General features: G+C 67.2%; 13 protein-coding genes and 1 pseudogene. 1 reads left to right on the top strand and 13 read right to left on the bottom strand.

Going from position 1 to position 12,949, the window contains the following annotated elements; genetic code table 11:
• The 3 genes from KHP16_RS25225 to surE are packed head-to-tail and all read right to left on the bottom strand — an operon-like array spanning position 1 to position 2,703.
• Positions 1 to 915 carry a peptidoglycan DD-metalloendopeptidase family protein gene (locus tag KHP16_RS25225; protein WP_115952498.1) on the bottom strand — a complete coding sequence of 305 codons (915 nt, stop codon included), beginning with the start codon at positions 913 to 915 and terminating at the stop codon, positions 1 to 3.
• Positions 916 to 923: 8 nt separating this feature from the next.
• Positions 924 to 1,889, bottom strand: coding sequence for a protein-L-isoaspartate(D-aspartate) O-methyltransferase (locus KHP16_RS25220; RefSeq protein ID WP_109580715.1), 966 nt, complete (start codon positions 1,887 to 1,889; stop codon positions 924 to 926).
• A 28-nt stretch (positions 1,890 to 1,917) separates the two neighbouring features.
• Positions 1,918 to 2,703 (bottom strand): 5'/3'-nucleotidase SurE, encoded by a 786-nt coding sequence (surE, locus tag KHP16_RS25215; RefSeq protein ID WP_109582619.1) that lies wholly within the window; start codon positions 2,701 to 2,703, stop codon positions 1,918 to 1,920.
• A 151-nt stretch (positions 2,704 to 2,854) separates the two neighbouring features.
• Here surE and KHP16_RS25210 point away from each other — a divergent pair, with 151 nt between their 5' ends.
• Complete coding sequence (locus tag KHP16_RS25210) at positions 2,855 to 3,832, top strand: NADPH:quinone oxidoreductase family protein (protein WP_109580714.1); 978 nt, start codon at positions 2,855 to 2,857, stop codon at positions 3,830 to 3,832.
• Between the two features lie 54 nt (positions 3,833 to 3,886).
• Here KHP16_RS25210 and KHP16_RS25205 read toward each other — a convergent pair whose 3' ends face one another.
• The 10 genes and pseudogenes from KHP16_RS25205 to KHP16_RS25160 all read right to left on the bottom strand — a co-directional run.
• The gene (locus KHP16_RS25205) at positions 3,887 to 4,678 is read right to left on the bottom strand and encodes an ABC transporter permease (RefSeq protein ID WP_109580713.1); all 792 of its coding nucleotides are present in this window, start codon (positions 4,676 to 4,678) and stop codon (positions 3,887 to 3,889) included.
• A gap of 2 nt (positions 4,679 to 4,680) precedes the next feature.
• A complete protein-coding gene (locus KHP16_RS25200; RefSeq protein ID WP_115952499.1) occupies positions 4,681 to 5,493 on the bottom strand; it encodes an ABC transporter ATP-binding protein in 813 nt (270 codons plus the stop codon).
• A 22-nt stretch (positions 5,494 to 5,515) separates the two neighbouring features.
• Positions 5,516 to 6,559 (bottom strand): ABC transporter substrate-binding protein, encoded by a 1,044-nt coding sequence (locus KHP16_RS25195; RefSeq protein ID WP_211961373.1) that lies wholly within the window; start codon positions 6,557 to 6,559, stop codon positions 5,516 to 5,518.
• A 123-nt stretch (positions 6,560 to 6,682) separates the two neighbouring features.
• The gene (locus tag KHP16_RS25190; protein WP_121490725.1) at positions 6,683 to 7,651 is read right to left on the bottom strand and encodes a Bug family tripartite tricarboxylate transporter substrate binding protein; all 969 of its coding nucleotides are present in this window, start codon (positions 7,649 to 7,651) and stop codon (positions 6,683 to 6,685) included.
• 40 nt (positions 7,652 to 7,691) lie between these two features.
• Positions 7,692 to 8,672, bottom strand: coding sequence for a hydroxymethylglutaryl-CoA lyase (locus KHP16_RS25185; RefSeq protein WP_109580709.1), 981 nt, complete (start codon positions 8,670 to 8,672; stop codon positions 7,692 to 7,694).
• Positions 8,669 to 9,865 carry a CaiB/BaiF CoA transferase family protein gene (locus tag KHP16_RS25180; protein WP_211961372.1) on the bottom strand — a complete coding sequence of 399 codons (1,197 nt, stop codon included), beginning with the start codon at positions 9,863 to 9,865 and terminating at the stop codon, positions 8,669 to 8,671. The genes KHP16_RS25185 and KHP16_RS25180 overlap by 4 nt, the downstream gene beginning before the upstream one ends.
• Before the next feature lie 134 nt (positions 9,866 to 9,999).
• Entirely contained in the window at positions 10,000 to 10,905 is a 906-nt protein-coding gene (locus tag KHP16_RS25175; protein ID WP_109580707.1) for a LysR family transcriptional regulator, read from the bottom strand.
• Positions 10,906 to 10,927: 22 nt separating this feature from the next.
• On the bottom strand, positions 10,928 to 11,542 hold the full coding sequence (gene recR / locus KHP16_RS25170; RefSeq protein WP_121490724.1) for a recombination mediator RecR: 615 nt from the start codon (positions 11,540 to 11,542) through the stop codon (positions 10,928 to 10,930).
• A gap of 2 nt (positions 11,543 to 11,544) precedes the next feature.
• The gene (locus KHP16_RS25165) at positions 11,545 to 11,874 is read right to left on the bottom strand and encodes a YbaB/EbfC family nucleoid-associated protein (protein WP_109580705.1); all 330 of its coding nucleotides are present in this window, start codon (positions 11,872 to 11,874) and stop codon (positions 11,545 to 11,547) included.
• Positions 11,875 to 11,961: 87 nt separating this feature from the next.
• Positions 11,962 to 12,949: pseudogene (locus KHP16_RS25160) on the bottom strand (DNA polymerase III subunit gamma/tau); the annotation flags it as partial.

The raw sequence follows: 12,949 nt of genomic DNA, 5'->3' as shown, positions 1-12,949 counted from the left end.
TCACTGTGGCGGCAGATACCGCATTGGATCGACCGGTTTTCCGTTCTTTCGAACCTCGAAGTGCAGCTTGACCCTGTCAGTATCGCTGTTACCCATTTCGGCAATCTTCTGGCCCTTGCGGACCGTTGATTGCTCTGCCACCAGCACCTTGTCGTTGTGCCCGTATGCGGTGAGATACGTTTCGTTGTGTTTGATGATGACAAGATTCCCGTAGCCGCGCAAGGGGCCTACGTGAATCACCTTACCTTCCTCCGCGGCGAGTACGGGATCACCCTTCTTGCCAGCAATATCGATGCCCTTGTTGCCCTTTTCATCGAACTTTCCGATGAGCTGACCCGTCGCCGGCCATGCCATCCGGATCGATCCGTCGGCAACCGCCGACGATGCCGATGAAGGCGCCGCTGACGACGCCGATGCCGCTGCCGCGGCAGGCGCCGATGCCGCCGCGGCGGCCGGCGTCGCGGGCGCAGCCGACGCCGCGGACATCGGCGTACCGACCGGACGCGAGGCGTCGATCGGCTGCGCCTGCACGCTGCCCGAATTGATCGGCACGGTGGCCACGCCAGCGGCCGCGTTCGGATCCGCGCTCGGCGGCACCACGCGCAACAGTTGACCCACCTCGATCTGGTTCACGTTGCCGAGATTGTTCCAGCCCGCGACATCGCGATACGACTGGCCGTTCTCCAGCGCGATGCGATAGAGCGTATCGCCGCGCTTCACGCGATAGTACCCCGGCGGCGCCGGTTCGAGCGCCGCGGCGGCGGCCGGCGCGCCCGACGTGGATGTGCGATCGACCACCGGCGCGGGGCCAGGCATGGGCGAGTTGGCGCATGCGCCGAGCAGCGCGGCCATGGCGGTGACGACGAGAACCTGTCCTGCGCGAGCGAAATGTTCCGATTTCACGTTGTTGTGCATAGTTCGACTCAGATGGTGCCCGATTTTAAGGGCACAAAGAAAACAGCTTCAAGCGCGGTTCGATGAAAGCGATGCCGGTTGAGGCGCTCGATCAGCAGCAACTGCTGCGCGCCGCCCTGGCCGCCCGCCCCCGCGGGCACCGCCACCGGTGCGATCAGCCTGCCGCCGATCGCGAGCTGCTCCAGCAGGGCTTCGGGCACCTCCATGCCCGCGGCCGCGAGAATGATCGACGAGAACGGCGCCGCCTGCGGCAACCCCAGCATGCCGTCGCCGTAATGCAGCCGCACGTTAGGCAGGCGTAGCGGCCGCAGGTTCGCCTTGGCCTGCTCGTGCAGCGGGCGAATGCGTTCGATCGAGAAAACTTCCTCGGCGGCGAGGCTCAGCACGGCCGCCTGATACCCGCAACCGGTGCCGATCTCCAGCACGCGCGCGAGCGGCTGGTCCGGCGGGAGTCCTTCGCGCAGCAGCTCGATCATGCGGGCCACCACGGAAGGCTTGGAAATGGTCTGCTGATGCCCGATCGGCAGCGCCGCATCCTCATAGGCCTGCGAGGCGAGACCGGGCTCCATGAACAGATGGCGCGGCACGGTGCCGATGGCGCGCAGCACGCGCTCGTCGCGGATACCCGAGGCACGCAGCCGCGCGGTGAGCGCCCCGCGCGCGCGATCGGAGGCCATGCCCCCGCCGCCCGCCGTCGCGGCCGAGGTCCGCGCTTCGACGGCACTCCCCGGCGCAACGGGCTGCGGCGTGGATGACAACGCGGGCTTGCGTCCGCGCTGCATCGCCGAGGCGGTGATGGCGGAACTGAGCGGCTTGAGCGCATTCGGCGGCGTCTGTGCCGCGGGCACGATGGGCACCGCGGCCTTGCGCGCGGCATCGATCGCCGGCATGCCCGCGGTGCGCTCGGGCGCGGGCTTGCGCTCGACCACCGCGTCGAGCGGAAGAGGAAAGCGGGTTCGCCGCGGCGTCGTCATGCGACCGCGCTCCGGACAGGCGCGCGGCTCAATTGCGCTCCAGCCATTGTCCGAGCTGCGCGAGCTGGGCGCGATGCGTGAGATCGAGCTGCAGCGGCGTGATGGAGACGAACCCCTCGGCGACCGCGTGGAAGTCGGTCCCCTCGCTGGCGTCGAGCGCATCGCCGGCCGGACCGATCCAATAGTTCGTATCGCCGCGCGGATTCACTTGCGTGATCACGGGCTGCGACGGATGCCGCTTGCCCAGGCGCGTCGCGCGCAGGCCGCGCAGGTGCTCGTACGGCAGATTCGGAATGTTCACGTTCAACAGGAACGGCGAGGCCGATCCCCCCGCAGGCGCGGCAAACGATGGCGGCGAAGAGATGACATGCTCCACGACGTCCCGTGCGATACGCGCGGCGGCATCGAGGTGTTCCCAGCCCTTGTCGACCTGCGAGAACGCGATCGACGGAATGCCGAACAGATACCCTTCGATGGCGGCGGCGACCGTGCCGGAGTACAGCACGTCCTCGCCCATGTTCTGGCCCTGGTTGATGCCCGACACCACGAGGTCCGGCCGGTCTTCCAACAGGCCAGTGAGCGCGACGTGTACGCAGTCCGTCGGCGTGCCATTGAGAAAACGGAAGCCCTTTTGCACGCCCTCGCGCGCCTCGAACACCGACAGTGGACGCTGCAGGGTCAGCGAATTCGAGGCGCCGCTGTGGTTCTGTTCCGGTGCGATGACCGTGACGCGCGCGAGCGGCGTCAATGCGGCGTGCAGCGCCGCCAGGCCGGGCGCGAGGTAACCGTCGTCGTTGGCGAGAAGGATATGCATGGCCGCGATTGTACCCGAGCGAAGCGGCGCGGCATGCCCCAAAGCGGCCCAAAAATGCGGCATATCGGCAAACAGAACGACCGTGCTTTTTTGCGTTACACTTTCCCGCACGCCGCACCGGCACACGACTCACCACCACTCCGGAGACAACATGAAAGCCGTACTGTGCAAGGCCTGGGGCCCGCCCGATTCGCTCGTCCTCGAAACGCTGCCGGACTTCGTGCCCGGCGACGGCGAGGTCATCATCGACGTGAAGGCGGCCGGCGTGAACTTCCCCGACGTGCTGATCATCCAGAACAAGTACCAGGCCAAGCCCGAGCTGCCCTTCTCCCCGGGCTCCGAGCTCGCCGGCGTGGTCAATGCGGTGGGCGCCGGTGTCACGCACGTGAAGCCCGGCGATGCGGTCATCGCTTACCTCGGCAATGGCGCGTTCGCCTCCCAGGCGCGCGCCAAGGCGGCGTCCGTGGTGCCGATGCCGCCGGGCATCGACTTCGAAACCGCGGCCGCGTTCACGCTGACGTACGGCACGTCGCACCACGCGGTGGTCGATCGCGGCGAACTCAAGGCCGGCGAAACGATGCTCGTGCTTGGCGCGGCGGGCGGCGTGGGACTGGCGGCCATCGAGATCGGCAAGGCGATCGGCGCGCGCGTGATCGCCGCGGCGTCCACGGACGAGAAGCTCGCAGTCTGCAAGGAACATGGCGCCGATGCGGTCATCAACTACACGACCGAAGATCTGCGCGAGCGCATCAAGGCGCTGACCGACGGCAAGGGTCCGGACGTCATCTACGATCCGGTGGGCGGCGTCTACGCGGAGCCTGCCTTCCGGTCCATCGCCTGGCGCGGCCGCTACCTCGTGGTCGGCTTCGCCAATGGCGAGATTCCGAAGATGCCGCTGAATCTCGCGCTACTCAAGGGCGCATCGCTCGTGGGCGTGTTCTGGGGCGACTTCGCGCGCCGCGAGCCGAAGCACAATCAGGCCAATATGGCGCAGATGCTGGGCTGGATGAAGGAAGGCAAGATCCGCCCGCATATTTCGGCGCGCTACCCGCTCGAGCAGGCCCCGCAGGCGCTCAAGGACATGGAGGCGCGCAAGGTGACGGGCAAGATCGTCATCATCCCGTCATAAATACGCATCTATCCAACGACGCAATAACGCAGTGACGGAGGACGAGGGGACCGGTCAGAGCTTTTCGGTCTCCCCGCTCCGCGGCTGCCACTTCATGAGCCGCTTCTCGAACAGGCTGACGATCCCGTCCAGCACCAGCGCGAACGCGGTCAGCACGACGATGCCCGCGAACACGGTGTTGATGTCGAACGTCCCCTCCGCCTGCAGGATCAGATAGCCGACGCCGCTGGCCGAACCCAGATACTCGCCGACCACCGCGCCCACGAACGCGAGGCCCACCGACGTATGCAGCGACGAGAATACCCAGCTCGTCGCGCTCGGCAGATAGACGTGGCGCAGCAGTTGCTGGCGATTGGCGCCGAGCATGCGCGCGTTGGCCAATACCACGGGGCTCACTTCCTTGACCCCCTGGTAGACGTTGAAGAACACGATGAAGAACACCAGCGTGACGGCCAGCGCGACCTTCGACCAGATACCGAGGCCGAACCAGACCGCGAAGATCGGCGCCAGGATCACGCGCGGCATCGAGTTCATCGCCTTGACGTAGGGATCCAGCACGGCTGCCGTCATCGGGCTCAGGGCGAGCCACAGTCCCACGCCGAGACCCGCCACGGTACCGATGCCGAACGCGAGCACGGTCTCGATCAGCGTCACGCCGAGGTGCCTGTAGATATCGCCTTCAGTGATGAACCAGCTCCAGATGCGCTGGGCCACCATCAGGGGTTCGCCAAAGAAGAACGCCACCTGCTGCGAGCGCGTGGCGAGGTGCCACGCCAGCAGGATCACGACGAGGACCAGCAGTTGCCAGACCCGCAGCATGGCGGGAGAGTTGGGTCGCATCGCCATGATCAGGCTACCTTGCGTTGTTGCGCATAGCCCTTCAGGACTTCCTCGCGCAGCACATCCCAGATGGCCGCGTGCAATTCCACGAAGCGTGGATGATTGCGGACCTCGGCAACGTCGCGCGGACGCGGCAGGTCGATCGCGAACTCGCCGATCGGATGCGTGCCGGGCCCCGCCGACAGCACCACGACGCGGTCGCTCATCGCGATGGCCTCGTCGAGGTCGTGCGTGATGAATAGCACCGCCTTGCGCCGGGCGGCCCACAGGTCGAGCACCTCGTTCTCCATGAGCTGGCGCGTCTGGACGTCGAGCGCGGAGAACGGTTCGTCCATCAGGATGATGTCGGGGTCGAGCACCAGCGTCTGCGCGAGGCTCACGCGCTTGCGCATGCCGCCGGACAACTGATGCGGATAGCGGTCGCCAAACCCGCCAAGACCGACACGGCGCAGCCATTCCTCGCCCTGCGCCACCGCGTCCGTGCGCGGCACGCCACGGAACTCGAGGCCGGCGATGACGTTGTCGAGCGCATTGCGCCACGGCATCAGCGCCTCGGCCTGGAACATGTATCCCGCGCGCGCGTTGATGCCTTCCAGCGGCTCGCCGAACACGCGGACCGTGCCGCTCGATGGCGACAGCAGGCCGGCGCTGACGTTCAGCAGCGTCGACTTGCCGCAGCCCGTGGGGCCGACCACGGAGACGAACTCCCCGGGCGCGATGGTCAGCGTCGTATCGCGGACGGCGGTGTAGCGCTGGCCGCGGTCTTCGCGGGAGACAAACGTGCAGGTCACGTTATCGAGGGACAAGGCTGGCGTGGTCATGGGGCGACGCGTGAGAGAGAGCTTACTTGTACTTCGCGTTGGCCTTCTGCACGAACGCGTTCGTGAACGTGTTCTCGAGCTTGATCGGCTTGCCCTTGAGCTCGGGGTCGAACTGCTGCAGCGTGTTCAGCGCGGTGCGCGGGCCATCGGCGGGCATCACGCCGTCCGGCGAGATCGCTTCGCGCACTTTCTCCCATGCGGCGAGGTACAGCGCGCGATCGCCGAGCAGATAGCTCTCGGGCACCGTCTTGACGATGTCCGACGGCCCCGCCTTCTGCAGCCACTTGAGCGCCCGCACCATCGCGTTGGTCATCGCCTGCACGGTGTTCGGATTCTGTTGGATGAACGCGGTGGACGCATACAGGCAGCCAGACGGCATATTGCCGCCGAATACCGCCTCGGTTTCCTTGAGCGTGCGCGTGTCGGAAGCGATCTTCACCTCGTTCTTCTGCGTCAGCATCGAGATCACGGGGTCGAGGTTCGCCATCGCGTCGATCTGGCCCGAGCGCATCGCCGCCACGGCACCGGCGCTCGCGCCCACGCCGATGAACGACACGTCCGAAGGCTTGAGCCCCGACTTGGCCAGCACGAAGTTGGCCATCATGTTCGTCGAGGAGCCCGGCGCCGTCACGCCGATCTTCTTGCCCTTGAGGTCGGCGATCGACTTGTAATTCGGCATGGTCTTGTTGGAGACCACGAGCACGATCTGCGGCGCGCGGCCCTGCAGCACGAACTCCTGATACTGCTGGCCCTTGGCCTGCAGGTTGATCGTGTGCTCGTACGCACCCGATACGACGTCGGCGCTGCCGCCCACGACGGCCTGCAGTGCCTTGGCGCCGCCCGCGAAGTCGACGATCTCGACATCGAGGCCCTCTTCCTTGAAGTAGCCGAGGCGTTCGGCGATCGTCAGCGGAAGGTAATAGAACAGGTTCTTGCCGCCCACCGCCACCGTGACTTTGGGCTTTTCCGGCTTGCCCTGGGCCAGTGCGTAGCCAAACGTGAACCAGCCGGCGAGGAACAGCGCGAAGGCGATCAGCAGCTGCTTCCAGAATTTTTTGTTGTACATGTCATGTCTCCAGACGTCGCCAGAAAGCAAAGGGGCGCCCTCGCATGCTACGCGAGTGGCGCCCTCTCCGCATCGGGATCAATACTTAAGCGCTTGCTTAGTACGTAACCTTATTGCGTATCCTCACTCCGCGCGGATGTCGGCCGACTTGATGACCTTGCCCCAGCGCGCCAGCTCCGCCTTCTGGTACTGGTCGAGCTGTTGCGGATTCATGTATTTGGCCTCCGCGCCAAGTTCCTCGGCCTTCTTGCGGAACGCCTCGGTCTTCATGATCTTGTCGATCTCGCCGGTCAGCTTGTCGATGACGGGCTTGGGCGTGCCGGCCGGCGCGTACATCGCGAACCACGACGAGACATCGAGGTCGGGATAGCCCGCTTCGGCCGCGGACGGCACGTCCTTCAGGCTGGGCAGGCGCTCCTTGCTCGTGACCACGAGCGGGCGCAGCTTGCCGGCGGCGATATGGCCCATCAGCGGCGGCGGCGTGGTGATCGTGAGGTCGACCGACCCGCCGAGCAGATCGGTCATCGCCGGGCCCGTGCCCTTGTACGGCACGTGCGTGATCTGGATGCCCGCCATCTGGTTCAGCAACTCGGTGGATACGTGCTGCAGCGAACCGTTACCCGACGACGCGTAATTCAGCTTGTTCGGATTGGCCTTGGCATATGCCACCAGTTCCTTGAGCGACTTCACCGGCAGCGACGGACGCACGACGAGCACCTGCGGCGCCGACAGCACGTTGGCCACGGGCATGAAGTCCTTGACGGGGTCCCACGAGGTCTTGGTCAGCAGCGGCGTAATCACGTGGAAGCCCGAATACTGCAGCAGCAGCGTGTAACCGTCGGCCTTCGAGCGCTGCACCACCGATGCGGCGATGCCACCGTTGCCGCCGGGACGGTTGTCCACGACCACGGGCTGGCCGAGCGCCTTCGACAGCGGCTCGGAAATCATGCGCGCGGCGATGTCGGTCGTGCCGCCCGCCGCGGCCGAGACGACCAGCGTGATCGGGCGATTCGGATAGGCGCCATCCTGCGCGTGGGCCGCACCGGCCGCGAGGAGCAGCGAGGCCGCCACGAGAGTGAGATTGCGTTGCATGTTGTCTCCGTATGTCTTGTTCGAAGTTTGTGAGGAAGAACTACTGACCCTGAAAATGTTCGGCCATCCAGGCCGGCGGCTGATGCGTGCGCAGACGCGGCCCCGCGCGCAGCAACTGACTGGAAATGTCGCGCTCGACCAATGCGGGCAGGCTGGCCACCACGTCGAGCAACGCGCCAAGGTCCACGCCGGTTTCCACGCCCATCGACGCAAACATATGCACGAGCTCTTCGGTGCTGACGTTGCCGCTCGCGCCCGGCGCATAGGGGCAACCGCCGAGACCGCCTGCCGCCGCGTCGAAGCGCGTGACGCCCGTCTGCCATGCGGCCATCGCATTGGCGAGACCCATGCCGCGCGTGTTGTGCAGATGGATCGTCAGCCCGGTGTCCGGCAGCCGTTTCTGGAAGTCCTCGCACAGCGCGGCGACCTGGTTTGGATAGGCCATGCCCGTGGTGTCGCACAGCGTGATGCCCGCCGCGCCGGCATCGGCGAAGGTCTGCGCGAAGCCCATCACGTCCTCGACGCTCACCTCGCCCTCGAACGGGCAGCCGAATACCGTGGACAACGACACGTTGACGGGCACGCCCGCGCGGCCCGCTTCGGCGATCATCGCCAGCAGCTGGGCGCGCGACTGCTCGCGCGTCATGCGCAGGTTGGCGCGGTTGTGCGTCTCGCTCGTCGACATGACGAGGTTGACCTCGTCGGGATGGCACGACAGCGCGCGCTCGAGGCCGCGCAGGTTCGGCACCAGCACTGTGTACCGCACGCCGGGTACGCGTTCGATCTGATGCATGACCGCTTCCGCGTCGGCCAGCGCGGGAATCGCCTTGGCCGACGTGAACGACGTGGCTTCGATACGCGCGAAGCCGCAGTGCGACAGTGCGTTCACGAAGGCGACCTTGCCATGGGTCGGCACGACCACGGGTTCGATCTGCAGGCCGTCGCGCGGGGCGACATCGTTGATTTCGACGCGGGCGGGCCCCGCGAGCTTGTAGGGATTGTGAGAGAAATTGGCACTCATGCGATCACTCCCCGTGCACGCAGGTCGGCGATGGCCCCGGCGTCGAAGCCGGCTTGTTCCAGCACCGTATCGGTATGTTCGCCGAGCGTCGGCGCGCGGTCGTGGATGGCGCCCGGATTGCCCGACAGCTTCGGCATCACGCCGGGGACTTCGACCGTGAGGCCCTTGGCGGAGGTCACCGATTCGATCACGCCACGCGCGCGATAGTGCGGATCCTCGGCGATGTCCTTGACCGTATAGATGCGGCCCGATGGCACCTGCGCCTCGCGCAGGATGTCGAGCGCGGAAGCGACGGTCTGCGTGCGCGTCCAGGCGGCGATCGCTGCATCGATTTCCTCGACGCGCTTCACGCGGCCATCGTTCTGCGCGAGCGACGGATCTTCGCCGAGGTCGGGACGTCCCATCGCCTGCATCAGCCGGCGGAAGATTGCATCGCCGTTGGCGGCGATCAGCACATATTCCCCGCAACCGCACGGATACGCGTTCGATGGCGCGATGCCGGGCAGCGCGCCCCCCGCGGGCTGACGCACGGCGCCGAACGCCGAGTACTCGGGCAGCAGGCTTTCGCTGAGGTTGAACAGCGATTCATACAGTGCAACGTCGATGACCTGCCCTTCCCCGCCGCGCGCATCGCGTTCGTATAGCGCGAGCAATACGCCGAGCGCGCCATGCAGGCCCGCGATCGTGTCACCGAGGGAGAGGCCGGCACGCACGGGGGCGCGGCCCGGTTCGCCCGTGAGGTAACGCAGGCCGCCCATCGCCTCGGCCACGGCCGCGAAGCCGGGCTCGTCCTTGCGAGGGCCGGTCTGACCATAGCCCGACACGCGGACCATGATCAGCTTCGGGTTGTCGGCATGGAGCACGTCCCAGCCCAGGCCCCATTTTTCCATCGTCCCCGGGCGGAAGTTCTCGATCAGGATGTCCGCCTCGGCGGCGAGCTTGCGCACGAGGGCCTGGCCCTCCTTCTGGCGCAGGTCGATGCAGATCGACTGCTTGTTGCGCGATTGCGCCTCCCACCACACCGAGGTGTCTTCGTGGAGCATGCGCCATTTGCGCAGCGGATCGCCCTGGCCCGGCGGCTCCACCTTGATGATCTGCGCGCCGAAGTCGGCAAGGGTCTTGGCCGCGAACGGGCCGGCGATCAGTTGCCCCAGTTCCAGGACCCGGATGCCTTCGAGAATCTGTCGCGCCATGTCGGTTGTCTCCGTTGATGTGGGAGCGAGTGTGCCCCAGCGGGGACGGGCGGCGGAATCGGCAATCCGGAAAGCGGGCTTTCACGGAACGCGAAGGTTAGGGAAAACGCGGAGGTGGCCGGTACGGCGCGCGCTCAGAACGGCGCGCGGTCGCCGCAGAGGTGGGTGATCAGCAACCGCGCGGACACGGTAAGCGCGGCGGGATCGCGCATGCCGATCAGCAGCGAGCGGCGCGCCCATGGGTCCTGCAGCGAAACCAGCGACAAGCCCATCGACTTCACGTGCGGTTCGGCCGCGATGCGCGGCAGCACGCCGACGCCGAGGCCCGCCATGACCATGCGGCACATCGCATCGAAGCTGCGCACCTGGATGCGCAGGCGGAATGGCCGCTCGAGCCGGCTGCTCTCCTCCAGCAGCCGCGCGGCCAGCGACGTCACCTGCGGCAGGCTCACGAAGTCGTAGTCCAGCGTATCGGCATAACGCACGGGTCCGCGTTGGGAGAGCGGATGCCCGGGCGGCGTGATGATGACGAGTTCATCCTGCCGGTACTCCACCGTCACGAGACCCGCGCACGGCGTGCGGTCCGCGAAGATGCCCACGTCGGCGCGATTCTCGACGAGCGCGGCGACGATATCGGCGCTGTTCTGTTCCTCGAGTTCGATGCGGATGGTCGGATGCTGGCGCATGAATTCGGCCAGATCGTCGGGGAGAAACTGCGTGATGGCCGAGGTGTTCGCGCATACGCGCACCTGCCCGCGCACGCCCGACGCATAGTCCGACATCACGCCCGCCATGCGTTCGACGTCCTGCAGGATGGTCAGCGCATGGTGGTAGCACGCCTGTCCCGCTTCGGTCAGCTGCACGCCCGCCGCATGGCGGAAGAACAGCGGCGCGCCGACCGCAGTCTCGAGGTCCGAGATGCGCTTGCTGGCCGCGGCCACGGCCAGATGCGACTGGCGCGCTCCGGCAGAGATGCTGCCATGGCGCACGACGGCCACGAACAGTCCGAGGGTGACGAGGTCGAAGCGGGCGAGATTCATCGCGGACGGAAAGTGGCGCTGCCTACAGGCTGCGGCGATCCATCACGGCGCGCGCGATGGTTCCCGCATCGACGTACTCGAGTTCGCCGCCCACCGGCACGCCGCGCGCGAGGCGCGACACCTTGAGCCCGCGCGACTTCAGCATTTCGCCGATGTAGTGCGCGGTGGCCTCGCCCTCCGTCGTGAAGTTGGTGGCGACGATCACCTCCGATACCGGACCGCCCAGTTCGGGCTCGGTGGCCCGCGCCAGCAGGCGATCCAGATGGATCTCCTTCGGCCCCACGCCGTCGAGTGGAGAGAGCCGTCCCATCAGTACGAAATACTGGCCGCGGAAGGTCAGCGTCTGCTCGATCATGATCTGATCGGCGGGCGTTTCCACGACGCACAGCAGCGACGCGTCGCGGTGTTCGTCGCGGCAGGTCTCGCAGAGGTCCTGCTCCGTGAACGTGTTGCAACGCTGGCAATGGCGGATGCCATCCGCGGCGCCGCGCAGCGCGTCGCCGAGCTTGCGCGCGCCGTCGCGGTCGTGCTGGAGCAGGTGGTACGCCATGCGCTGGGCCGATTTCGGCCCGACGCCGGGCAATACCTTGAGCGCCTCGATCAGCGCCTGCAGCGAGGTCGGGGGCGCTGCCCTCATGCTTAGAACGGAAGCTTGAAGCCGGGCGGCAGACCCGGCATGCCGGCCGTCATCGAACCCATCTTTTCCTGCGTGGTGGCTTCGGCCTTGCGCACGGCGTCATTGAACGCGGCGGCGACGAGGTCCTCCAGCAGGTCCTTGTCGTCGGCCAGCAGGCTCGGATCGATCGTCACGCGCTTGACGTCGTTCTTGCAGGTCATCACCACCTTCACGAGACCGGCGCCGGACTGGCCCTCGACCTCGATCAGCGCGAGCTGGTCCTGCATCTTCTTCATGTTTTCCTGCATCTGCTGGGCTTGCTTCATCAGCCCGGCCAGTTGACCTTTCATCATGGTGCTGCTCCTGTAGTCGTGTGAGATCGTGTGAGTGTCGATGGGCCGCCGTCTGCGTGTCTTGCGGCTGCCCTGTTGTATGGGGTGTCAGGCGGCGCGCGGCTGGATCGAGCCCGGCACGATCTGCCCGCCGAATTCGCGCAGCAGCCCCTGCACGAACGGGTCGCCTTCGATGTTCGCTTCGGCCTCGCGCTGGCGCTCGGCGCGTGCCTGCGCATCGGCGGCCGCGGCGGTTTCGAACACCGGGCCGATTTCGCATTGCACGCGCACGTCGGCCCCGAAGTGTTCGCTCAGGACCTGCTGCATGCGGTCGGCCACGCCGTTCTCGGCGATGGCGGCCACGGGCACGCGCAGATAGACGGTACGGCCCACCACGCGGGCCAGTTCGCTTTGGTAGGCCAGCTGCTGCGCCAGGCCGCGTAACGGCAGGCTGGCGGCCAGCGCGGGCCAGTCGGCGGCGGTGCCCGTGAACACGGGCGGCGTGCCGTCGGCGTCGGCAGCGGGCGGGACCGGGGCTGGGCGCACGGCCGGTGCCTGCGGTTGCGACGGCGCGGCCGGGCGTGCCGGTGCGGCGTCCTGCGATCCACCGCCAGAGTGAGGACCCCGGCCTTGCGTGCCGATGCCCGCCTGCTGGGGCCGGGCTTGCGCGCCACGCGGCTGCGGCGCGCGGCTGGATGGTGCGGCGGACGGCGCGGGGTCTTGCGCGTCGAACATCATGCTGGCGTCATAGCCGGGGTCGCTGTCGTACGGCCCGATGAGCGGCAGGTCGGCCGGCATCTCTTCCCACGGCGGCACGTCGCTGCCGCCGGCCATTTCCCATGGCGGCACCGCGTCGTGGCGTTGCGTGCGCTGCGAGTTGCCGCGAGCGCTGTCGCTCGGACCGTCGTCCGCCCGCGCGCGCTGTGGCAGGTTGTCGCCGGCGCGGCCGGTCGCGCTGTCCTTCGCGCGCTCGTCGGCGCTGGCCGGACGTTGCGGTCGCTCGGACTGGACCGGCGCCGACTCGGCTGGCGCTGGGGCCACGGCCGCCGCCGGGCGATTGGCGGAGGGCGGGCGTAGCGGCTGCGCGGCGGGCCTG

Origin of the sequence: Cupriavidus plantarum (assembly GCF_905397285.1) — a bacterium.
Lineage (GTDB): Bacteria > Pseudomonadota > Gammaproteobacteria > Burkholderiales > Burkholderiaceae > Cupriavidus > Cupriavidus plantarum.
This window is presented reverse-complemented; position numbering and strand designations above follow the sequence as displayed.